Raw genomic sequence first — 23289 nt, 5'->3', positions numbered from 1 at the left:
GTATCGCAGTGAAACAAGCTCAACCTCGACCGACCAAGTCACAATCCAATCGAATTATCTGGGCAGAGAAGATTTCGACTTATCTCTGCCTCTCCATGCGGGTCTGCACTACGTATTTGTACGTGGTGTAAGAATGACTTCATATGCGAAAGGCTATGAGCTCCGCATGGCCGTCAATGCCTTCCTCGATTTCACATCGAAATATAACGGCACTGTGGTGCCTGAATTGCGAATCGAGTCATTGAGCGATGTGGGTGTTGAAGAGTATTCCGTATTTGAGGAATATCTTCGGCGGAGCGAACGCCGGATATATTTGGCCATTCGGTTGCGCTCAGCCTTCAAGCTCATCGCGCGCAAATACGACGATGGGATGCCCCATTTAAAGCTCCGCAGAATCGAAGAGCCCGCAACTACACCTTCTGAGCCATTGAGTGACACTGCTGATCAAGACTTCTATGAAGTAATGCATAAGGAAGTCAAGCGGCTGCTGGATAAGTTGAAGTTTAAAGAAGCTGTGGCAGTTGCTCGGCCTTACGATAAGTGGGAAGTGTGGGATATTTGTCGCGAGCTCTATAGCTTAAGACGCGGACAGCGTTCCAGTTGGGTAATCGATCCTGTGCGAGCTGCCGCTACCTTAGCGTACGAGGGATATCCTTTTCATATGTGCAACGCACAGATCGACGCTTGCTCCGAGGATGCGCGGACTTCATCGCTGAGCTCGACAGGAAGAACACCTTTAGAATTTGTCTTGTCTTGCTGTATTTATAAAGGGTTTCTAAGGTTTCGTGCCCCAGACTCCATCGAATTGGTTGAGCTGTTTAAGCTTATGTATCCAACCTCACAAGATCAAGCCTCTTTGGCCATGTTTATTCAGCGGCAACTGGGGTGGAACAAGGAAGTGGTGCTCGCTTTGGATATCGATGATTATCTGCATCCTATTTCAGAGCTTGCACATGACGATTCTGTATTGTTGTTGTCTCAAAAAGTAAAATCGCAAGGGCAAGGTGAGACATACGAAAAACCGAAGGCTATGTTTGCGACAAGTAGCCGATCCGACGTTTATTCAGGCTTCAATTTGATCCACTTGGCCGGAACTTTGTCCAAAAAATGTCGCGACCTTTTGAAAAGGGATGCTAGCGTCGAAGTGGACGATTGTCGCCTTAGCTCCCCATTCCTTTTTCTTGCGGATCCAAGGTTACCGTGGAGTCCATCTGAGCGAATCCATTCTTTAGACAAACAAATGCATTGGAATGTGGGAGTGAGGGGATTTTTGGCTGATGCGAAGCTCGTAGATAACGGCGTTCCGCTTGTAACTGGAGCAGATCTCCAAAATCGGTTGCGGGTGACCTCCCTCCAGAGCAACAAGCAGCTCCATAAGCACCCTGTGGCCCTCACAGCCCTGATCTATGGCCATTCCGACCCTGTCACCACAGATACCCATTACGATCGTTCTGTTTACGCCATGGCGGATCGAAGAAAGCGCTTTCACGCGTTTCAACAGACTTTCATCGAAAAAAGCCAAGGCGGTCAGTTCAAAGGCTTTATAGCTAATCGAGAATCCAATGGTGGCACTTCGGCCCGCTTCAGAATCTTGACTGTAATGGGGCATGAGCGTGCTTTGTGGGCGTGTATGGACTCTTGGAATCCCTCATACCCTGGCAGCCAGTCATTGCCTCCAGGAGCGCGCTGTACGCGTCTTGATAAGTGCAATTGCTGCGACAAATGGTGCGTGCTGGAGGATTCATTGCCTTTTCTGATGGAGCGGGCAACCACCTTGGAGCTCCAGATTGAAAGGGATCCTCTTGCTCATCACATCTATGCCAATGAGCTTGTGGTGCTTCGTCATGTTCTGGACTCCTGGGGTAACAAAAGTGCGCTTGAGCTAGCAAAGGAGTACCGCAGAAGGTTTGAGGCACTGCTGCCTTTGGATCTTAAATCTCTCGTCGCTTATATCGAGGATTGATGATGGACTCCATTGATAAAGACGATGACGACGACTTCAAAAAATTAATGGAAGAGATTGATCTTGAAGCTCGTCAGGCAGCCAACGCCTATTTTGAGGAGCTCTATGAGGCATCCCATGGACATTCTAGTAGTTTGGTGGTTGATGAGGTATCTGATAAAGAAATTTCGTCTCTAGAGCATGAATCCAAACCTCAACGAAAAGGTGGCTTGAAATTTAAGTTGGCTGCCGCTCCATCTGGCGATTTTCCAGTTTCAGTATATTCATCCTACAATCAAGGTCGCTGGATCTTGATGGAGGGGGGCGAATACTGTGAGGTCTCAATTTTGATTCAAAATGCTCCTCAGGATTTGCAATCATTAAAGCGGGCAATATCATACTATTTTTTGCCATCCACAAATCCTTTCGGAACTATAAGAAGTTACGTATCGTCGATGAACTATGCGGATGCATTCAAGTATGTGCAGCGCTTCGTATTTGAAGAGAATCGGCTGAGTGGTGTGACGGACTTTGCGTCAATTATAAGTGCGGATATGTTGAATCACGCGCTTGATGATTGCAAGGCTCAAGCATACCCACATTCGTATTCAATGCTTTTCTTCTATATAAATTTTTGGCTGGCGATATCGGCTCAGCGCCTCATTCCTGACGAATTTTGTTTGGATGTTGATATCAATGAGATTGATACTTTCGAGAGAAGGAAGGATGTTTATGATTTCATTGCCTCTAATTCTGTCGGATGGAAACCATTTTCAGACGACGAACTGGGCCATTTGCTGAGCTACGCATATTTTTGGATTGATGACGCTATCCCTGTTATTGAGAGTGTACAACGATATATTTCGGATCACCCAAAATTATCGAAGAAAAAACCATCCACTGTTAGTCGTTGTGATGAGCGTTATGAGCAGGTTCTGGGACAGCAGGTGAAGGGTGTTGAAATTTTAGGTTTCGGCTGTTCGACTACAGTCCAGCGGGTTACTACATCATCAGGGCGTCGTTGCGAGTACGTTAGAATTACATATAGCTGGAGAGATAAATATCGCGCTGCGGTCGACCGGGTGCGGAATGCGATATTCATTCTCTTTTCTTTATTGACGGGAATGCGAAAAAGAGAAATGGCCGCCCTGCAGTTCGACGATGTCGAGTGTGGGGCTGATGGGATCTGGCGAGTATCTTTTGCGAGGTATAAAACAAGCACAGATCCTAATTTTTTAGGAGATGCTGACCATATTACTATTCCTGATTATCTGGGGGAGTCGATAGAGTCATATAAGAAAATTAGAAAGTTTGGTGGTTATTATTTGAAAGGTTATATTTTTCAACCGGCATCAGGTAACGTCACTGTCAATAGGACAGACCGCATGATCGCGAGGGTTGCGCGGAATGTAGGGCGGGAAACTGGTGTGCCTCAACTGCATATCCATCGATTCCGCAAGACTATTGCGGAACTGCTAATCAATGAGTCTGAGGCTAATATTGACGTGATCCGTATGATATTTGGACATAGCTCATATATCATGACTCTGCGCTATATCGCTCGTAATCCTTTCTTGGTGTCCTCGGTCGTTGATACTCTAAAAGAACATTTTGCTGATGATTTTGTAGATGTGGTACGTGCCATTCATACTGGTGTCTACGCCGGTGATGCTGCTCACCGGGTCGCTGATCAGATTAATAAACGACCGGATCTTTTTTCTGGCACGGTGTTGAAAACAACGGTCATGCAGTATGTCAAACATCTATTTGAAGGAGGTTCATCGTTTCACATTCAACGTACCTCCATCGGGACTATCTGCATGTCCCATACCTATCATGGTACAGGCGAACTTCCCCCCTGTCTGGCAGCAATGCCCAACTTGACTTTTCCGGTCAGGCCAGATTTTTCCAGCTGTCAGATCCATTGCGAACACAATTTGATTCTTCAGGGGTCAAAAGAGGCGCTTGAGCATAATCTAAAGTTCTACAGAACTATACTCGTCAATAAAACAAAACTTAGGCCTGAGGCAGTTAAGGAACTGGAGCATAAGATTTCAATAAATGAAAGATTGCTTGGTGAGCTACTGGCCTCTGCTGCCAGGAACATAAGTCACAGGCTTTTAGAATGACCGGGGAGGTTCTATATCGTGAGCATAACTGACACTGAAGAGAGAATTGTCTCGGTCATCTGTGAGCACTTTTTGAGTGGAGAGAGAGATAAGCTGACCATAGCGGTGGTTTCCGAGCGTGCAGGGATATCCCGCCAAGCCTTTCATAAGAATTATTTGCATTTGAAGCCGTTTATCACTGGGCAGCGAAACGTTGATGAGCTTTTGCTCAGACAAGGGGTTGATACCTCTAAAGTTATATTGCAGATCCAGAAGTTGCTGAGGGATGTCGAGGCGGAGCTTCAAGAAGTACGCTCTTCACAGGACACAAGGTTTGAGCAGTTCGAAAATAATATCCTCACTTCTTTGATGACTAGCGATATTCTTACTCATCGCGCTAAAGAGTTGACTGCGGCGCTGCGGAAGAAGGCACTGCATATCGAAGTGCTTAAGCGTGAGTTGGATGAGAAGGAAGTCGAGTTAACCTTGGCCAATAGCAATTCTGAGTCGATCCCACCACCTGCGCGCAGTAAAAATTTAGACGTCCATATTTTCAAGCCAGACCTGGCTGCTGCCATTGCAAGTTTTGCAAACGGCAGTGATCCTGAAGCCTACCTGGCACTGAAGGACAAAGCGATCAACGCCATGCAGCAAAAAGTGCTAAAGATTCTGAGGAAAGTCACAATTAGGGTGGTAGTATTTCAAGAGCGGTACCTTTGTTCATTTGAGAAATTTATTAATCGGAACTTTTCAGATAGCACCTCAATCGTGATAATAAATTTGCCGATCTACTCTCGAATTGATCTCAAGGAGTTCATCCAAAGTCTGAAAGGGGCGATGCCCTTGGAGCTCTACGCTCCCCATTGTGAGAGTGAGGCTATTATCAACGCGCAGCGTGGATTTTTGTTCAGGAACATTCCCGAATTTGAGTTCAAGGCCTCAGCACGAGAATCTTTGCCTACCATCCATGATGGGTATGACAGAGTGACGATCTTCAGAGTCACTCAAGGAGATTAAATGATTTCCATATTGAGGAGACAGCTGACCTATCCGGATGTTTTCAATCCTGGAAGGATCAGAACCCATTACGTGCTCATTGCCAAGCGTAAGAGTAAGATGACAATGCTTAGTCATGCGAATCTTTATCTGCAAGATGTAAGTTCGTCAATGGCTACATCAAATAAATATTCCAATCTCATTTCCATGTTTTACCGGTTTCTTTCGCCGCTTGATAAGTATCTTGATGTTTCGGTGTCAAGCTATCACTCCCTTGTTGATAACCAGGATATAAAGGATTGGCAGGTACAGAGAGAAATTGATCGGGTTTCTGCGCAGTCGTCGAGACCAAGCACTGAGACTATCGTGGACGATGGGAAGATTATTTATAAGTTTTTTGAGTGGCTTGGAAAGAAGGGGTATCCAAGCTGTGTAAATTTCGAGTACACAACATGGCAGCCAGACTTTAAAGATGAACAGCTGTTGGCCCACATCAAGAAACAAGCCCTGACTACCCTCGATGGTCGAGGCGTGCGTGCGCTCGATAGAGAGTTTAACCAAACTCGATCTTACTCTTTGCCCACAAATCATGAAATGAAGAGTTTGATCTTGGGTTACAACGATCCGGTCTACGCTGCGATGTTCAAACTTTCGCTTGGGACGGCTATGAGACCTATGGAGCTCTGTAATTTTCCATATATAGGAAATGGTGAAAATTCCCATATCTTGCCATTTGAAAACATGCGTTACGAAGGCGAGACGGTAGACTATAAAGTTATAAAAGGTAAAGGCGATAAGTCTCGTAATGTTGTCATTCACACACTTGACTTGAAGGCTCTCGACGATCACTACATTACAAAGTACTACGCTCACCGTGCTGAGTTGTATGCGAAGCGTTACGGCAAGCCTTGCCCACCCTCAATATTGTTTTTGTCCTCTCGAGGTGTACCCGTCACGCCTAAGATGATTTCTCGCCGTACTGTTGATGCGAGGGAGCGTGCTCGAAGGCTAGATCCGTCCATACGAAAGTCCATTCGATTCTATGATGCCCGGCATTGGTGGCCCACCATCTTCCTGATCCGGCGCTTCAAGAAAGCATTGCTGGGCCAAATGAGCGAGGTGCGTGATGCCGCCGCGATGCAGGTCATAAAAAACCAGATGGGACACGCTCACCTGATTACAACCTACAACCACTACCTTGATCTCGCTAGGGTGTTATTGCTGGCTCACGAGGGCTTTGTCCACGAACTCGTAACGAACCCATCCAAAACCATTGAGCAGTATTTGGATTCCCCCACATTGCTCTGACATCTCGGTCGTTCCCCATCCGCTATCAGGCCGAAGGCGAGGGTAGCTTGAGTGGGGGGAGGGCGAAAGCGCGTGTTTGCTCGGTGGTGACCCTCCTGCCTTCGCCGCTCCCACCGTGATGAGCAAGAGGTCATCCAGGGGCTAAGCCATAATTTTTACGAACTCGGACATCAGTTGGTCTCTCGTTCGCCCGATGAGTCAAACGCAGATGCAATCACTAACAATCGCCTATTCGATTTGAGCGATGTCCCTTAAGGTGTCCTCACCTCTTGAGAACTAAGCTCTGGTATCAAGTGGCTTCAACCTAATCATCTCCGCCTTCCATCTTGGAACGTGCGCACTTGCTCATGTTGAAAGCATCAAGCCTCTCCGCTTTCTCGCACATAAGACCGCCGCGAGCTTGATCCACAGTCTGAGCATGTCGAGCCAGGGAAATTAAGTTGTCTTGCTGCCTCAGCTTGAGTGATATCGATCACAGTGCTTAGTCGTGGACAACCTTTTCACTGCTCGCCTGTACCAGAGGCTTTTTCCTAAGCTATTTCTACGGATTTTTTTGTGCCACAGCCTTCCAACCGTTGATTTCGGCAATCCCAAAATCTCCACAACCTCAGCTTGGCTACGACCTTCTTTTTCCGCTCCTGGACTGCTTCCCATTTTTTCCCGCAGCTACCGTCTGCGGATGGGATAGCTTCTCAGACTAGCTGAGGAGAGGTGCATCCAGCAGTTCCAATTGATCTAACTCTTTCAGAGCCAAATGCAGAATTTCCTCGGCGGATCTTTGGTCTTGGGCTGTATGATCAAGGGCCCGGAGGGATACTGGATGCAGATGGAGAGCCTTTGCGAGTTCCTGGCTGACTTCTAGGGTCGCCTACGTTTTGACCGCTTCGAGTGGGCTCACATGCGACTGCGTTACGGTCGTCGCAATGTCGCCCAGTGGGAGACCCTGTCGGGGAAGCGCTGGGCCTAGATGTTATTTTTTTCCCTGATTTTTTTGCAGTATCTGGAAACTGTTGCCGGGCTGAGCTCAAGGTTTTTAGCAATACTCTTCTGATCCAAGCCCGTATGTAGAAGGGCTTCGATCTTTACTTCAATCACTTTCTGACGCGATTCATTGGAGAGGCCTTCTGTACTCTGAGCTCGGTCAACTTCATTCTGGAATGCTTCGAGCAACCCGCTCTGTCCGAGAAGGTCAGTGTCGGCAAGAGCCCCCTTCATCGTCTCCTGAATGGACTGTCCCTTCCGAACGGACTCGCACAGAGCGATCATCACAAGCGGTTCGATTTTCAGAACGGCAGCGATGCCAATTAGCTTATCAAGCGTAACGCTCGAATTTCCGTTCTCAAGCCAGCTTGTGTAATGACGCCCCATCGCTTCTGAGAATTCATCCTGGCTCATGCCCTTTGCTTTACGCAGAGCTCGCAGCGTGACAGCGAAGGCGCGCCTCATTGACATCATGTATCCCCAAAAGGAAGGGATAAAGCCATGTTGCTTCGATTTCATCGACCGTATATATTAGGCGGATGAAATTTATGGCGATTAGGGAGGCGAATTTTCGATTTTGCACGGCTCACGCTCGTCTATTTTTCGACTCAGGTAAAACATTAGCCATAAATTGACACTGTTACCAAGGAGGTGAGGGTATGAGAATTCACTTGCTGTCAGACCTCCACCTTGAGTTCCAGGACTTCTCGCCTGCTACGCATGATGCAGATGTTGTCGTGTTGGCAGGGGACATCGATCTACTGGCCAGAGGGGTGGTATGGGCTAACAAAAACTTCCACTGCCCGGTGATCTACGTTGCTGGAAACCACGAACTCTACAAAGGCCACCTAAACCGAACGTTGGAAAAAATGCGTGAGAAGGCGCTGCCTCATGTTCACGTTTTAGAGAACGATGAAGTAGTGATTGATGGCGTAAGGTTTCTTGGCACAACAGGCTGGACAGATTTTTACTCAACAGACAATGTTACAGCTGCGCTTCATACCGCCCAGATTTCCATGAATGATTATAAGCAGATTCGAATGGGAGCTAATTATCGGCGCATCAAGCCAATAGACCTCCAGCAAAAGTCGCAATTTGCGAAACACTGGTTGCTCTCGAACTTGTCCACCAAATATCAAGGAAAGACGGTCGTCGTAACACATCATGCGCCTTTACCCGAATGTGCCCCTGGAATTAAGTATGAACTAGGGAATTTGGCTGCAGCTTATGTCAATGACTGGCAGGAGTTTGCAGGATGCAACATAGAAATTTGGTTGCATGGACATACGCACATCGGCTACGACAAAACAATAGAAGGCATTCGCTATGCGTCCAATCCGAGGGGCTATCCTTTTGAAGAGACCGGTTTTGTAAACGACCTAATACTTACCATCTGAATTCAGATTAGCGCCAAAGAAATAAATCGTCAGCCAGGAGTAGTGTTTTGTTCAGAACAAACGAGAGTCAACTGCACGGAAGATTTAAAATGCCGGATGAAAACCTCCTGCTGTGGAAATCAGTAGATCTTAGTCACAACCAATATTCTTTCTTGATAGAAGGGGTAGGGTTTTTCGATGGGACTATGGGGCCAAGCGCGCGCCTCGTCTGTGACGCAGCATCGGTTCAAAATATTTGCAATTCGGGCGATTCAGAGTTTCTTGCTGTCACCAAGGTATACCTCATCTCGCCGCCTTGGATGAACCGGCAGCATGAACGTCTGATGGAACCGCTTTCCGAAATCAGATTGCAAAGTTCTGACAAAGAACCACCAATCTACGAATTCGTAACCATGGCTGGGCAAACCTATACAAGCGCGCCTCAACCTAAATCAATTTGAGATTTTACTATGGTGACGTTGGATGAAATCTCTCAGCTCTTTTACGGCGCGGGAGAAGAAATTCCTGGTTGGAGTGGCTCGCAAGAAGACCTGATCACTTTGGCAGCACGGTCGTTCCCAGGTAAAGCATTCTGCATTGTACGGAAGTGGATCTTGATCGACCTCACCGTAACGCCCGATGAAAAGGAAAAGCTGACGAACCTCGGTCTGCTTCCTGCGACGCTGTTTGCTCACGAAGTAGTCCTGCACAGCACTGGTCGTTTCGAGCCGAGTATGTTTGTACGCAGCTATTTCGGAAAATCCTTCACCGAAGGCTGTTTGTTTGAAACCAAGAACACCGTCTACCTCCTCTGGGGCTCAGGTCAGAGAAAAGAGGCCTCCGTCGGTGCAGCTTTTTCGATGTCGGCCTGACGAGTGAAACGCGCCGGCAAATCATCTGGATTCGTTTTGGAGTATTTTCGGGATGTCTGAAATCATGGAAGTCGAATTTCATAGCAAAGAGTTGACCGACTTTCAGCTGTGCCGCCTCGGGCGAGCGAGCATCCGAAAGTATTCGGTACCGGTCACCGCATTCGTCAGTGATGTCTTCATAGCAGATGACACATGCGTTGGGGTGTCCTTCGATCACGTTGCGCAAGGTGATGCTTTTCGACCAGCAGATGGCAGTCTTCTTCGGACGGGGAAAATTCAGAAGGCGCAAAAGGAGGGGCGTTTCTGGCTTCTTGAAACTCAAAATGGCAACTACGTCCTCTGCAGCTTCGGCGTTTTTCAAGGTAGTTGTCGCATCAACCGTCTAACTATGCCGCTCTTTTCTCGACCTGTTGCTCTCGATCGGGGTTCAACAACACGGTGCCGATCGGCTCCCAGTTACGTGTCTGACCCGACCACCGTTCTGGCGTTTTCTCCTTGGCTCGTTCGTACAGCTCATGTCGCCGGGCCAAGACCTGATGGTCCAGTCCTCGATGCCGCTCAGCCGGTGTGACGAACCGGATTCGGCTATGCCGGTGCTCGTTGTTGTACCAGCGCATGAAATCCCTCACCCAAGCTCGTGCGGCGTCCAGACTGGCAAAGCCATCCTGCGGCCATTGCGGGCAGTATTTCAGCGTTCTAAACAACGACTCTGAGTATGGATTGTCGTTGCTCACCCGCGGTCGGCCCCGCGAGGGCGTGATGCCCAGTTCGTACATCTTGCTCAACAGCGTCACCGATTTCATCGGCGCTCCGTTGTCCGAGTGCAGCACCAGCGGTTCGTGTAAACACTGCTCGCCGATCACGCTGCGTTGCAGCAGCACGGCGGCTTTCTCGCCGCTTTCCGCGTCGTAGACCTCCCAGCCCACGGCCTTGCGGCTGTAAATATCCTCGATCAGATAGAGGTAGTAATACTGGCCGCGTATCGGCGACGGCAGATACGTGATGTCCCATGACCACACCTGATTGGGCGCTTCAGCCGCATGCGTCGTTGGGGCCGCGTGCCGCCTGGGGCGCTGACTACGGCCTCGATGTTGCTGTTGACCCGTCGCTCGCAAGACGCGATAAAACGTTGCCTCCGACGCCAGATAGCGCCCTTGATCGGCCAGGCGCGGCACAATCTGGCTCGGCGGCAGGTGGGCGTACTCCGGGCTGTTGCACAGCGTCACAATGGTCTGTCGCTCAGCCTCGCTCAGCGCATTTCGCGGCGTTGGCCGTGTGGCAGTCGTTCGGGCATCAGCCTGGATAACGTCTGTTTCAGTCCACCGCTGCAAGGTCCGCAGCGATAGTCCGATTTCCCGGCAGGCCCTGATTTTTCTGGCTCCCGCCACGACCGCGTTGCTCAGCCAGCCAACGAGTAACTGCCGTTCTGGCAAAGACGTCAGTTGTCCTCGTTGTCGGTCCCCCAGTAGTCGTTGAGCTTTTTTCGCAGCACCAACAACGCAGCTGTTTCAGCGAGCGCCTTGTCTTTGCGGCGCAGTTCGCGCTCAAGTTCCTGGATGCGTTTCTTATCTTTGCGAGACTGCTCCCGATCTTCTTTTTGCTGGGCCTTGTCCGATTTCTGGCCGGTGATGAAGGCTTGTCGCCAGGCAGTGATTTGCTCGGGGTAAAGGCCTTTGCGGCGGCAATACTCGCCCAGGTCGATCTCGGACAAACCGGCGGCTTCAAGGACGACAGCAAACTTGGTTTCGGCTGACCAGTTCTCGGTGAACGGCTTGTTTTCGGACACTGCACTTCCTTCAGAACTGAGCTGCTTGCGCCAGTTGGACAAAGACATTTCGCTGACCCCTTCGCGCCGGGAAACCTCGGCCATCGACAGGTTCAGCGGGGGAAGCAGCATCTTGAGTAATGCGGCTCTGCGTTCAGGTGAATAGTACGGCACGACCAGTCTCTTTCCGCCCCCGATATGCTTTTTCAGGAAAAATCGGAGAGGCGACAACTATCCTGACACCGGGGGGCTTCCTGCGAGATTTTGGGCGGCGCAGTTTTCGCGAGTTGCTTCGGTCAGGTGAACGTTGCTGATGGGGTAGCTCAGCAACGTTTCAATGCCGCAACAGGACGCTGATACTGTTGCACCGTACACATCATATTTTCAGCCATCTTCAATCTGTAGGCTGTGTTTAATATCCGTAGTCAGCCAGCAATTTCTATAGAACCTCACGTCACCGCCGGAAGATGCTCAGGACTGGATAATCCCGGTGGGTGTCTCTCGAAGACAGATGCCCAGCATCCACTAAGCCATGGATGTATCCCTCAGCTTTGCCCCTGGCTTCAAGCAAGGCTTCAATGGAAGTACTTTTGTAAATGTCGCCAGCGATTAGCTGCCACCGCTGCTTCTGTCGGCGCCTAGTAGGGTCGTCCGAAAATTTTGGCGCGCTGATCAGTGCGGTGAAATCGGTAGGTACGCTGGGTGTGCTCAAGATGAATTCTCATAACGTTGTCATCTGAGTGGAGGCTATCACGCGCACACTATATGGCCGGTTACTGGCTGTTGTATCGTTAAAAACAGCCACACAGCCGAGAGATGAAACGCTCGATATTCGTTCCAGCCAGGCAATCCGACCCGCGCTAGCCGGTGAGAGATGAAAACCCCGATATTCCTCCGAGGCCCGGAGTTGCGCGCGTCAGCAACCCTGGAATTGAGAGACAGAGCTCTCGATATTCGTATCCGCCAGCTTATTCGCCCGCGCCTTCAGATGGGAGATGAAACTCCTGATATTCGTCTCAGGCCCGCATTGTCTGGCTCAAACGTCGATGGAGCGTCGAGAGATGAAACGCTCGATATTCGTATCGGCCAGCTGATTTATCCCGCTCCAGCCGGTGGGAGATGAAACTCCTGATATTCGTCTGATGCCCGCGTTTTAAGACTTAAATAGCCTTAGAGCGCCGAGAGATAAAACCCTCGTTATTCGTCTCAACCAGCTGATTGGGCCCGCGCCTCCAGGTGGGAGATGAACCCCCCGATATTCGGCTGTGTAGTGGTCAACTAATCCCGGACACGACGTTAAGTTTTTCCTCGGCCCGAGCTGGCACCAACCCATCGTTGAATTGGTGAGGCCGCACCCAGTTATACCGATGCATCAAGAAGTGGCTGATATCGCGCTGGGCTGCTTGAGCTGTTCTGTAGCCCGTGGTCGGTATCCGCCGCGCTATTTCCTCGAGGGCGATGAGCTGATCATCCGGGCTGTGGTGACGTTCAGCGTGGGTGCCCATGATCCGAAAGCCTGATCCTGTATTTGCTCTCATCGAACAATTGCTTCTATGCGAGCTGCGAGCGCGTATTCCGATTGACCTGGCCAAGACACCTATCGTGGTGCTATCGAACAACGATCTGAATAGGGCGTGATCGCCTGCAGTTCCTGGAGGGGATGGGTAGCAAGACCGCTTGGAATCTTTCCAAAACGGATCCCTGAACGCTGCGCAAGAAACTCAGTGTGGTGATCGAGAAGACGGCTCTGAACTGGCGGGTAAGCCGAAAGCAAATGCACGCGCCAGATCATCACGTGGTAGTTGGGAGGAGCGAGAAAACATTATCGGAAGGGGAAGAGTCATCTATAGGAAGCCAACTTCCCTCTGGGCGATGGCAGCCAAATAGTAATGCCCACTACTTGAAATGGAAGGGTAGAATCCGCGAGCGCTCGGCATGAGTCGACGCCGCTGGATTTCCAGCGTCCTTTTCGTAAGAAACCTTTGAATGGTGAACTTATGACACTACTTTTCTTTAACGAGGTGATTAATGGCTACAGGCGACGACGATATTAAACAAACCGAGCAACTGGTTCAAAAGCTGCACTCTGGAGGTAAGCTGAGCGTAAAACTGCTCCCGGGCGGCTCAACTTCCTACAGGGCTCAGGATTCCGGGCATGAGAATGCTGAGTACTACGGATGCCCTCAAAAGCCTGAAGAACTGGGTAGGTTTAACGATCCCAAAAAAGAAATCGGGATCTGGTATGGGGCTGAACACCCTAGCGGAGCGCTGGCCGAGACGTTCGGAAGGCTTCGGCCCAAGGAGTCGAGAGGGCTGGGTATCGTAATCAACGCCACAGATCTCGAAACGAGGGATATGTGTGTAGTTGAGACGACCCGAGATTTGAAGCTGCTGAATCTGAGGCTATGTCTGTCCAAAATGAACCGGACGGTGGACGAAGTGACCGGCCCTGACTATACGCTTACGCAAGAAATTGTGGCAGCGGTGGCCAGGTTGCCAGGCAACCCTTTCGATGGTATCGCTTACGAGTCACGGCATCACCCGGACGGCCACAGTTGTTATGCACTGTGGACGGCACCAGGTGAGGCCACAACGGTTAAGACCGTTAAGATGACGAAGCTTTCGGAGTTCGAGTACAAAGGAGAACTTCCGGAAGGCTTTGAAGAAGACAGCATTGATGCAGAGGAAATCATGACCGAAATCCTCGGCTATAAGGTGCTTGGCTCTTAAGCTCCGCTACCTTTCACACAGCGCCCCACCTTTGGGTGCGCTGTTTTTTAAGCAGGAGTTGAGCTCATGAAAAGAGCAGCTTCACGCTTGATAGCACTCAACTGTTCCTCATTAGCTCCGTCTTTTAGTACTACATACGGTAACTCTACCTGCCCATCACCGAAGGCAATAGGGTTTAGGAAAAATGTACACTGAGCCTCGGCGCTGACATTTTTTTTCATCAGACCCAAAATTTCTTCGAGGTGAGGCAACTTCACGTCCCCCACAAATTGGAATGCAGGGTAGAGGTAATCGTTTCCTTCCTGGATCGCGATTAAAGTACCCTTCTTCACGTGGTTATTAATGGTTTGCCTCGTCGTACCCAAGGCGCTCGCTACAGCCTGACTTTTCAGTACACCGCCAAACTCTTTGAGTCGTTCGAAGAACTCAATCTTTGCGGCTACGCGTCGAGCTTGCTTTCGGGTCTCCCGAGTACTCAGGGCCCCGGCAATAGATCCGCTGGCCGCAAGCTTTTGTAGAAGCTCTGCATCAGTCAAGGATCCGAGATTTTCCTTGGTTTTTTCCTCAGACCACTGCTGGAACACATTGGTTAGGAGCTTCAGCACGCGCACCGATCCACCTGCTACATCTGGAACCTTTTCCAGGGTGGCAGCCAGGGTATCGACTATTGCATGAATTGAATTGTGCGAGTCCATAAAGCACCTCAGCGTTCTTGATTGACGATTTACTATAACAATTCATATAAAAAATCGTCAAACATAATTTACTGGTCAGGCGACGGACGGAGCCGGGAGCGTCTGGGAAAACCACGCCCGAGCCGACTTAATCGTAGGTGGATTGGGGGATGATGATTGATCTTCTTGGAAGGGTAGGGATGGGGGCTGAGATGCCGAACCTGATGATGCTTGAGGCAGCAACTGCATGGCACCGTTGCCTCATGAGCTGCTGTGGGATACACATCCCCGGATGTCTGTCGCCGTGGCGATTTGTCCATCGGGATTTTCGACCTGGGAATGGCTTCAGCTATGCGCTATCTCATGGGCAAACCCGCAGGGGTAAGATCTTATTGGTGCTGTATGGGAGACTGCGACTCGCCAGTGCTTTGTCATCGTACGTCCCAAGCTTTAGCTGGCACCGCTCAGCGAAATGTAGGCATGCCCGTAAGAGGGGCCAGTAAATCTTCCTTGTCATCCTCTTCGCGATCCCGCTCGGGCAGCGTCAAGATTCCCAGGGTGTAGTTGTACCCATCACCTTCCACCACAAATGCGTGTTCTGTGATTTCCAGCCCTTCGGGCTCTTTCGGGAACCAAGCTCGCGCATCAACTCGCGCCTTATCTCCCGATGCTGAACGAAAAGAGCGTGTGAGCACCGATGCCGCAGGCACCTCGATGGACTGCTTCGAGGTGGCTAAGTAGGCTCCGCTTTTGAATGCCCGATCATTCGAAGATGACCAATCGAGGAAACCATCCTTTGCGGCAAGTACGACTACTCGCCCGGGGGCAATTTCCCGCCATTTGAGGGCTGCAGCAGTGAGAGACACGTCATACCGATCCGCACAGTGCCTGAGCAAATCTATAGAAAGCTCATGACCGGAGACTTGGCTTCGGAAGTCATCAGCGGGCATGAGTAGGTAGGAGGCGAATACGTCTGCCTCTGCTTCAATTTTCTTTCCAAGTGCATCCCAGGTGTGCATGTCTTTGGGGGCGCATTGGAAGTCCTGCTGAAGGTCGCGGTGGAGCATGTAGTGAGCGAATTCATGAGCGATCGTGAAATTTATCCGCCCCGATGAAGCCACATCCTCATTGACCCCAATGATCCATTTATCGCCCTTGGGGCTTTTTTTGAGCATGCCTTCAAAGCTAGGGATAGGTACCGGCTTGATAGCCGAAATAGGTGCTTCAGGGCACACAGCTTTCGAGTACTCGAGCGCAACCTCCCTAACGTTTATTGGAAACTGGTCGAATCCAGCAGTACGTAGAACCTTCGTGATTTTGTTTGCTTCATTCTTCGGGTTCTTTTGCATCGTCAGTCTTCCCACCAATCGTCCACGATTTTTCGAAGGCGCTTCTTGTCACCTTCGTCAAGCGCTTGATATTTCCTAAAGAAAGCGCTGTCAGTTTCCACATCTTGAGAAGTTTCTGTAGCGCTTCCGAGCAGTGTTTCAGGCGCGAGATTCAACGCGAGCGCAATCTTGTTCACCTTGTCCATTGACGGATTAGGTTTGTCTCGGTTCTCGAGCTCCCACAGGTAGCTCTTGCTGGAGTCTGTTAGCTCCGCCAGGCGCTCCAGAGATATGCCGAGCTCTCGCCTTCTGGCGCCGATTTTCATTCCAAGGCTTGATGCCACTGTAAACACCTCCTAATTCGTTCTGTGAGTGTACCACTGTACCGAACGGAAAAAACCCTGTTGACAGGGTGGTCGGATCAGGCGCACAGTGAGGTCGTCGTTCGGTAGTCTGATATGCCAGCGTTCGGTGAGAAGGTATGTAGAGATTGGCAATATTGCTGGAATGGGCTCTACGACCACGCTGGCTGAGGTACTCATCGATCAGCTTGGCCGTATGACAATGAGAATAGGCCTAACGTCCGGATGAGCGGAGACGCTACGACGGAAGGGGAATACAAGGGGGAAAGGATGAACTAGCGAAGAAAGAAATTGACCGATCAACGAGTTGGAGGTGCTGGGAAAACGCAACTGCAATTGCGCCCCAGCGAGTGCATGAAGAATGCAAGCACAGATTCAGTATCTTCATGCGCCATCGGGTAGTCAAGACTGCTCGCTGCTCTGACGCACTTAAGAAGCCCGTTAGGGCACCTGTTCACGCCTAAATAAGAGCGTGTGGAGATACTTATGAACGAATTTACTCAAAGTCACATTTTCATCGCTGGTTTGGATCTTGAATTCAAGCCGGTTCCCATCAACGACGAGACGCCGATCGGTACACAGATTGCCCGTGCCGGTGGCTATCTCCCTGATCAGATGCCTACGATTCTCCAGGCACTTCCATCCGGTGCATTCGAAGATATTCGTCCGGACGAGCTTGTGGATTTGGCGGCAACGTCGCGCCGCTTCATCGTGGTCGAATCTGACCGCTCCTACTTCTTCGCGGTCGATGGCCAGCGTTATGAATGGCCATGCAAGATCATCAATGGCCACACAGTCCGGAAGCTGGCACAGATTGCTGAGAACATGCGCCTGGTGCAGCAGCTGGAAGAAGAAGTCGATCGCGAAATCGCAGACGCTGACGTTATCAATCTGGGTGAGGAGGGCATTGAGCGCTTTGTCATTCGCAAGGCGATCTGGAAGCTCAAGATCCAAGGTCGTACCTTGGAGTTCGGCAAGCCACAGGTCACTGTTCGTGAAGCCGCTTTGCGCGCTGGGCTGGATGTCTCCCAGCATTGGAAGATTACCCTCACGGCTGCAGGGCACCATTCCGAACTGCCCAGCATGGACGCGATCGTTGACCTCAGCGCTCCGGGCATTGAGAAGCTGCGCTTTACTCCTAAGGATGTTGGGAACGGTGAGGTCGCAACGGCGCCCCGTCGTGTTTTCAACTTGCTTCCAGCTGACACGGCATACCTTGACCAGCTTGGCTTGCGCTGGGAAACCTGCATCGGGACAGATGGCCTGCGCTATTTGGTGATCCACAACTATGAACTGCCGGCGGGCTACAACCACCAGTATGTTCAGCTGGCGATTCAAGTCCTGGCAGGTTACCCGGTCGAGCCGTTGGATAGCTTCTACTTGTACCCACATGTGTCACTGGCCACAGGTGTGCTCCCTCCCAACGTGCAATTGACGGCTCAAATCGACGGTTTGGGCTTCCAGGGGTGGTCACGCCACCGGACAACTGTTCCGTGGAATCCGCATGCCGATAACGTCATTTCTCAACTGGCTCTGGTCGAAGGCTGCCTTCACAAGGAGGTTGGTCAATGAAAGCTGGGGCGACGCTCGTAATGACCGAAGCCCTGCACTCCGCACTCCGGGAACATCTGTTCCCGGGGGACGGTTTAGAGGCAGCGGCCATCCTCATCTGCACGCGACACGAAGGTGAGCGCACCAAGTTGCTCGCGAAATCTGTGATCCCGGTTCCCCATGGAGCGTGTGTCAGGCAGAAGGATTTTTTGAATTGGCCTGGCGAGTACCTTGATCTTGCTATAGCTCAGAGTGAGGAAGCTCAGTCCTCAGTCGTGCTCGTCCATTCTCATCCAGGCGGTTTCTTGGGTTTCTCAGATCTGGATGATGAGAGCGACCAGATCACCATGCGATCGCTGTACGCTGGAGTGGAAGTGATCCATGGCACAGCTGTCATGATCCCGGACGGCAGGGTGGTGGCTCGCACGTACGATGATTCGCAATACCCTACCAATGTGCGGCTGGTCTCAGTAATCGGTGACGACATAAGGTTGTATTTCGACGGAGTCGAAGGCCATGTAGTCCTGGACGGTAGATCTGGAGCGCCGATGGCATTCACTTCTGAAATGACCCAAGCGTTGGCGAAGCTGAGCGTGGCTGTCATCGGGGTCTCTGGCACTGGCTCAGTTGTGGCTGAGCAAGTTACCCGTTTGGGCTTTGGCGAGATCATCTTGATTGACCATGACCGCGTTGAGGAGAGAAACCTCAATCGGATTTTGAACAGCACCCTGGAGGACGCGACCTTCTCGGCATCCAAGGTGGAAATGTTCGCGAGCTCCATCGAGCGTGTGCGGGGTAAAGGAGTGGCCCGCCCGATTGCAAAATCGATCGGGACTCGCGAGGCAGTATTAGCGGCAGCTGATGCGGATATTCTCTTCTGCTGTGTGGACACGCGATACGCCAGGATGATCGCTGATCGAATCGCTAGCCGTTTTCTCATCCCGCTCTTTGATGTTGGCGTGCTCATTCCTACGATGAAAGATGAGTCGGGAGTGATGATCGCGGGAGTTTATGGCCGCATAGATTACGTGCAGCCTGGTGGATCATCTCTCGCTGATCGTGAGGTCTACACCGGTGAATCGCTTCGTGCCGAGAGTCTTCTGGCTGCGAATCCTGAGGCCTATCAGCAGCAGATTCAGCATGGGTACATTCGAGGGTTCCATGAGGAAGCTCCCGCTGTGATTTCCCTGAACATGCTGGCAGCATCCTCATGCGTGATGGAGTTTTTGGCCAGAGCATTTCCGATGCGTGAAGAGCCAAACAGCAACTACGCGCGAACCTTAATCAAGTTCAGAGAGGCTGAGCAGGAGTTCACCGCAGAAAATGACTTTCCGAAGACCCTGGATCCAGGGCTTGCGCTCGGCGCCGTTGAGCCGCTTCTCGGGATCGCCGACTTGGCAGGTGATGTGTGATGCTCAAGGTCTTAAAGAAAGCTGTTTACTGCTGGTTAGACGGCCTGCTCCCCGCTAGGAAATTGCAGGTCGTGCAAGGCGATGTCCTGCCAAGCCAACTGCCTTTTCGATCTCTAATTCTTGTTAAGGATGGCGCGGAGGACTGGTGCGTTGGGTTCAAATGTCCATGTGGTTGTGGTCGGACGATTGAGCTTTCACTGCCGCCGGATATGACGCCAAGGTGGACATGCAGTATCGATCCCCTGGGACGACCAACGCTGCATCCATCCGTGTGGCTAAAAAATGGCTGTAAGTCACATTTCTGGCTGCGAGAGGGCAGAGTCATCTGGGTGTGAAGGCGAAGCGGAGCACTGGCGCTTGGGTCTGTGTTTCGCACATACGAGGACTCGCCGGAGAGGAGGATTTCTTCACATCTGCCCCTTGGATCTTTCGTTCTGAGTCGGAATCCAGCAGCATCACCGGCTCAGATGCTCGCTAAGGTCAGGTGTTCGTGATTTACAGTGACTGGGAAAGAATGAGGGCGTGGCTGCGTGCCAAGGCCAAAGATGCTAGAAACCTCACGGCTGAGGAGGAGCAGTATTTAGATCGCGAACTGGCGATCAAGCTGCGGGAGCGGATGGAGTATGAGGCCTCGGTTCGATGGTGGCAGTTGTTCGGGATTGAAGGTCATCGCTTGGACTGCATGGAGGCAGAGGCCCAGTTCATCGGCCACCTGGACGAGATTTTTAAATGCCCGCCCGCGAGCCAGTTTCTAGCCCCGACCGAGACGAAGCGGCGACTTCATCATGCCTATCATTTCAGTCGGCGGGGGATCTACCACGGCCTTGAATATATTGCGCCTCCCACGACACGTCTGCTTGAGCTCATGCTGTATGGGTATTTCCCATACGAGGATACCTGGATCTACCTGGACAGGAGATCAGAACTGAGCTCCGACGGGTATAAGAAGCCTAAGCAGTGGCTCGCGCTATCTCGAGGAGAGACCCCTCGAGATAGGCTCGGCATTACCATCGAGATCAGCTTATCTGGCCTCACGCCGATCCGCTCGCAATTACCAGCAACACTATTCAGCAGCATGAAGCCGTCGGAGAAAGAGAACCTGGCCAGGGAATATGGGGCTGAAGGCTCTCATCAGCACTGGCTTGAGCAGATTGTGGAAAGCCTGTTCGCTGAAAGAGGTCATCGAGCCAGAATCAGGATCAGCTATGCAGGCGAGACAGACGGTAGTCATCTCCCCCTTGCTGAGTTGATTGCTGAGGGAGGCCGCACTCCAGGTAAAAAGGTGGTCATGCAAGATGGCAATTACCTCAACTGCGAGCCTGGCAATCTCGTCACTCGCTCAAGTCGAGGTAGGGCAATGAGCTGCAGAACCTGTCGCCGGCCCACAACCAGAGACCAATCTGAGCTTACTAAGGACTCGGCGGGGTCAAGCCTTCGCGTCTGCCATTCCTGCCTCCGATGGATGACCAAATCCTCTGAGTAGAAATAGTCTCACGAGGGGCTTGAACGAGCCCCATGAAAGACAGGACACCGTTTCCCCCTTACGATAAGGGATAGGCAAACGGTTATGTTTATGACTAACAGCAACGATAAGAGTGGGGAGCTTTTGGGCCAGGAGCGGCGGCGCCGTTGGAGCCCAGAGCAAAAGCTGGCCATGGTTCGCGAGAGCCTTGAGCCAGGACAAAGCGTTTCGGTGGTGGCTCGGCGTAACGGCATCAATGCCAACCAGTTGTTCCTGTGGCGCAAGCTTTACCAGGACGGCAGCCTGTCGGCGGTCAGTGCTGGCGAAGCGGTGGTGCCAGCCTCCGAGCTGAGCGATGCGCTCAAGCAGATCCGTGAACTGCAACGGATGTTGGGCAAGAAAACGATGGAAGCAGAAATCCTCAAAGAGGCCGTGGAGATTGCCCGGTCGCGAAAATGGATTGCGCACTCACCCTTGTTGCCGGGGGACGACCAGTGAAGCTGGTCAGCGAATGTCTCGGTGTGGCGCGCTCGCAATTAACGGTTCGAATCAAGCAATCGGTATCGCCCAAAGTACGGCGAAGCAGGCCCGTGAACGATGCTGAGTTGGTAGTTCAAATCCAGCAACAGGTCAGCGAACTGCCCAGCTATGGCTACCGTCGTGTCTGGGGATTACTGCGTCGCGCCCGTGAAACCCAGTTGCTGCCCGCGATCAACGTGAAGCGGGTTTACCGGGTCATGCGTGATCACAACCTTCTGCTTGAGCGCCGGATCAAACAGCCCGGTGTGCCGCGTCGGCACGAGGGACGTATTGCCGTGGAAACCAGCGATACGCGTTGGTGCTCGGACGGCTTTGAGTTCCGTTGCGAGGACGGCGCCAAACTGAGCGTGACCTTCGCCCTGGACTGTTGTGATCGCGAAGCCATCGGCTGGGTCGCCAGCCCGACCGGGTACAGTGGCGATGATATCCGCGACTTGATGCTGGAAAGCGTGGAGAAGCGCTTTGGTGATCAACTGCCCACCACGCCGGTGCAATGGCTAAGCGACAACGGCTCGGCGTACACCGCCGAACAGACGCGCCTGTTTGCTCGACAGATCGGTTTGCAGCCGGTGACCACCCCGGTACGCAGCCCGCAGAGCAACGGCATGGCCGAGAGCTTCGTGAAGACGATCAAGCGGGACTACGTGGCGCACATGCCCAAGCCAGATCGAGAAACGGCGCTGCGTAACCTGGCCATTGCCTTCGAACACTACAACGAGCAGCATCCGCACAGCGCCTTGAACTATCGCTCACCGAGGGAGTTCAGGCGCTTGGCAGTGGCATCCATTTAACGGGGAGTTGGTGTCCGGTTTTGTAGGGGCAAGTCCAGGGCTTGCGCAAAATGTGCAGTTAAATCAATATAAACCCTATGATGTGGTAATTGCATCATAAAGACATATAGACCGGCTTTTTGGCCGGTTTTTTTATGTCTTGGTTTTCTCCTATCGCCGCATCCAGCGGCAGTTTGTGTCCCTTAATTTACGTGCCTAATGGCTGAAGAATCGCGAGCACTCGTTCGTGAGGCTTACGCACGTCTATAGAAAATGGGCGGAGGCCCTGATATGAAAAATTCGATCCAGATTGATTATCAAAATAAGACCATCGTTTTCAGCTCGAGCGGCTGGTTGAACGCTAGCCACGTCGCGGAGCTTTATTCTGCTTCAGTAGACGGCTGGTTGAGATCCCGTGAGACACAGGAGTATCTGGCTGATGTTGCTACGGCACTAGGTGCCGAAGGGCCTCAGGAGCTCATCCAGATCAGTGGAGGTCGGGCGGGTGGCATTTGGCTGCACCCGAAGGTGGCGATCGATTTTGTTAGGGAGATTGATCGTAAGCTCTCTCGCTGGTGCGACTTGACCATCGATAGGATTTTGCGTGGCACCTTTTCAGTGAAAAAGCGTTTCGACGCTGCGTGCAAGGTGTTGGATGAGAGTCGGCATGAGGCGAGCAAGCACGGAAGGGGGCTGATGGAATGGCGTTTGAAGAAACGAGGGCTCGAATATCATGTGGCCCATCTGAAGGATCAATTGCAGCTTACATTGGGGCTTAATAATCCCAACTGAAAAAGACGAACGAAAGCCCGCCTAGTGCGGGCTTCGTCGTTTTTGGAGTCAGCTAAATCGAGACCTGCAGCGGTTATTTCCGGTCGCCTGGCGCTTCGGGCTGAGGTCTCACTGATACGTTGCGCCGTAAGCCTCCTCCAGAAGCGGAGGGCTTCTACATCCCGCGCTCAGAGGCGGCCAATACGGCGGGACTTGTACTAACCCTGGCTCATTCGAATCCCGGCGTCATCGAGGTACCGGATCGCTGGGTTCTGTAAGGTAGCCAGCCTTTTGGTAGAGATTGAAATGCCGCATCATTGCTACAGGGTCGCCGGTACCAG

General features: G+C 51.6%; 20 protein-coding genes and 1 pseudogene. 15 read left to right on the top strand and 6 right to left on the bottom strand.

Features of this window, described 5'->3' with window-relative positions; all coding sequences use genetic code 11:
- Positions 1-166: 166 nt before the first annotated feature.
- Genes ACA058_RS23700 through ACA058_RS23685 form a run of 4 tightly spaced genes read left to right on the top strand, consistent with a single transcriptional unit; the run spans position 167 to position 6354 of the window.
- Positions 167-1963: a hypothetical protein gene (locus ACA058_RS23700; RefSeq protein ID WP_497636156.1), complete on the top strand. Its 1797-nt coding sequence runs from the start codon at positions 167-169 to the stop codon at positions 1961-1963.
- Complete coding sequence (locus tag ACA058_RS23695; protein WP_497636155.1) at positions 1963-4071, top strand: tyrosine-type recombinase/integrase; 2109 nt, start codon at positions 1963-1965, stop codon at positions 4069-4071. Before ACA058_RS23700 ends, ACA058_RS23695 begins: the two co-directional genes overlap by 1 nt.
- An 18-nt stretch (positions 4072-4089) precedes the next feature.
- The gene (locus ACA058_RS23690; RefSeq protein ID WP_497636154.1) at positions 4090-5067 is read left to right on the top strand and encodes a hypothetical protein; all 978 of its coding nucleotides are present in this window, start codon (positions 4090-4092) and stop codon (positions 5065-5067) included.
- Positions 5068-6354: a site-specific integrase gene (locus ACA058_RS23685; RefSeq protein WP_497636153.1), complete on the top strand. Its 1287-nt coding sequence runs from the start codon at positions 5068-5070 to the stop codon at positions 6352-6354.
- A 963-nt stretch (positions 6355-7317) separates the two neighbouring features.
- On the opposite strand, the gene ACA058_RS23680 is transcribed toward ACA058_RS23685, so the two are convergent.
- Positions 7318-7854, bottom strand: a complete 537-nt coding sequence (locus ACA058_RS23680; RefSeq protein ID WP_497636152.1) for a helix-turn-helix domain-containing protein — start codon at positions 7852-7854, stop codon at positions 7318-7320.
- Positions 7855-7994: 140 nt separating this feature from the next.
- Here ACA058_RS23680 and ACA058_RS23675 point away from each other — a divergent pair, with 140 nt between their 5' ends.
- The 3 genes from ACA058_RS23675 to ACA058_RS23665 all read left to right on the top strand — a co-directional run bounded on the left by ACA058_RS23675 (position 7995) and on the right by ACA058_RS23665 (position 9583).
- The gene (locus ACA058_RS23675) at positions 7995-8732 is read left to right on the top strand and encodes a metallophosphoesterase (RefSeq protein WP_497636151.1); all 738 of its coding nucleotides are present in this window, start codon (positions 7995-7997) and stop codon (positions 8730-8732) included.
- Between the two features lie 89 nt (positions 8733-8821).
- On the top strand, positions 8822-9172 hold the full coding sequence (locus ACA058_RS23670) for a hypothetical protein (protein ID WP_497636150.1): 351 nt from the start codon (positions 8822-8824) through the stop codon (positions 9170-9172).
- A gap of 9 nt (positions 9173-9181) precedes the next feature.
- Entirely contained in the window at positions 9182-9583 is a 402-nt protein-coding gene (locus ACA058_RS23665) for a DUF6957 family protein (RefSeq protein WP_497636149.1), read from the top strand.
- Positions 9584-9969: 386 nt separating this feature from the next.
- On the opposite strand, the gene ACA058_RS23660 is transcribed toward ACA058_RS23665, so the two are convergent.
- A protein-coding gene (locus ACA058_RS23660; protein WP_497635176.1) for an IS3 family transposase occupies positions 9970-11522 on the bottom strand; the annotation gives its coding sequence in 2 pieces (ribosomal slippage) (positions 9970-11060 and positions 11060-11522; 1554 coding nt in all).
- A gap of 1100 nt (positions 11523-12622) precedes the next feature.
- Positions 12623-12781: pseudogene (locus ACA058_RS23655) on the bottom strand (IS3 family transposase); the annotation flags it as partial.
- Between ACA058_RS23655 and ACA058_RS23650 the strand changes: the two are divergent.
- Both ACA058_RS23650 and ACA058_RS23645 read left to right on the top strand, forming a co-directional pair.
- On the top strand, positions 12716-12868 hold the full coding sequence (locus tag ACA058_RS23650; protein WP_497640035.1) for a hypothetical protein: 153 nt from the start codon (positions 12716-12718) through the stop codon (positions 12866-12868). The pseudogene ACA058_RS23655 and the gene ACA058_RS23650 overlap by 66 nt on opposite strands.
- A gap of 508 nt (positions 12869-13376) precedes the next feature.
- Positions 13377-14078: an RES family NAD+ phosphorylase gene (locus ACA058_RS23645; RefSeq protein ID WP_497636148.1), complete on the top strand. Its 702-nt coding sequence runs from the start codon at positions 13377-13379 to the stop codon at positions 14076-14078.
- A 47-nt stretch (positions 14079-14125) separates the two neighbouring features.
- Here the strand turns inward: ACA058_RS23645 and ACA058_RS23640 are convergent, their stop codons facing one another.
- From ACA058_RS23640 to ACA058_RS23630, 3 genes are all read right to left on the bottom strand, one after another.
- Positions 14126-14773, bottom strand: a complete 648-nt coding sequence (locus ACA058_RS23640) for a hypothetical protein (protein WP_497636147.1) — start codon at positions 14771-14773, stop codon at positions 14126-14128.
- 443 nt (positions 14774-15216) lie between these two features.
- On the bottom strand, positions 15217-16101 hold the full coding sequence (locus tag ACA058_RS23635; protein ID WP_497636146.1) for an ImmA/IrrE family metallo-endopeptidase: 885 nt from the start codon (positions 16099-16101) through the stop codon (positions 15217-15219).
- A 2-nt stretch (positions 16102-16103) separates the two neighbouring features.
- Positions 16104-16424, bottom strand: a complete 321-nt coding sequence (locus ACA058_RS23630; RefSeq protein ID WP_160042032.1) for a helix-turn-helix domain-containing protein — start codon at positions 16422-16424, stop codon at positions 16104-16106.
- 504 nt (positions 16425-16928) lie between these two features.
- Here ACA058_RS23630 and ACA058_RS23625 point away from each other — a divergent pair.
- From ACA058_RS23625 to ACA058_RS23600, 6 genes are all read left to right on the top strand, one after another.
- Complete coding sequence (locus tag ACA058_RS23625; RefSeq protein WP_497636145.1) at positions 16929-18014, top strand: multiubiquitin domain-containing protein; 1086 nt, start codon at positions 16929-16931, stop codon at positions 18012-18014.
- Complete coding sequence (locus ACA058_RS23620; RefSeq protein WP_497636144.1) at positions 18011-19405, top strand: ThiF family adenylyltransferase; 1395 nt, start codon at positions 18011-18013, stop codon at positions 19403-19405. Before ACA058_RS23625 ends, ACA058_RS23620 begins: the two co-directional genes overlap by 4 nt.
- Complete coding sequence (locus tag ACA058_RS23615) at positions 19405-19740, top strand: ubiquitination-like system serine protease family protein (protein WP_497636143.1); 336 nt, start codon at positions 19405-19407, stop codon at positions 19738-19740. The genes ACA058_RS23620 and ACA058_RS23615 overlap by 1 nt, the downstream gene beginning before the upstream one ends.
- Before the next feature lie 155 nt (positions 19741-19895).
- A complete protein-coding gene (locus ACA058_RS23610) occupies positions 19896-20888 on the top strand; it encodes a hypothetical protein (RefSeq protein WP_497636142.1) in 993 nt (330 codons plus the stop codon).
- Between the two features lie 90 nt (positions 20889-20978).
- A protein-coding gene (locus tag ACA058_RS23605) for an IS3 family transposase (protein ID WP_497636141.1) occupies positions 20979-22198 on the top strand; the annotation gives its coding sequence in 2 pieces (ribosomal slippage) (positions 20979-21324 and positions 21324-22198; 1221 coding nt in all).
- 270 nt (positions 22199-22468) lie between these two features.
- Positions 22469-22969: a KilA-N domain-containing protein gene (locus ACA058_RS23600; protein WP_497636140.1), complete on the top strand. Its 501-nt coding sequence runs from the start codon at positions 22469-22471 to the stop codon at positions 22967-22969.
- The last annotated feature ends 320 nt before the right edge of the window (positions 22970-23289 follow it).

It is taken from the genome of Pseudomonas sp. LBUM1649 (assembly GCF_059716155.1).
The sequence above is the reverse complement of the archived record's forward strand: the minus strand, read 5'-3'. Positions and strand labels throughout refer to the sequence as shown.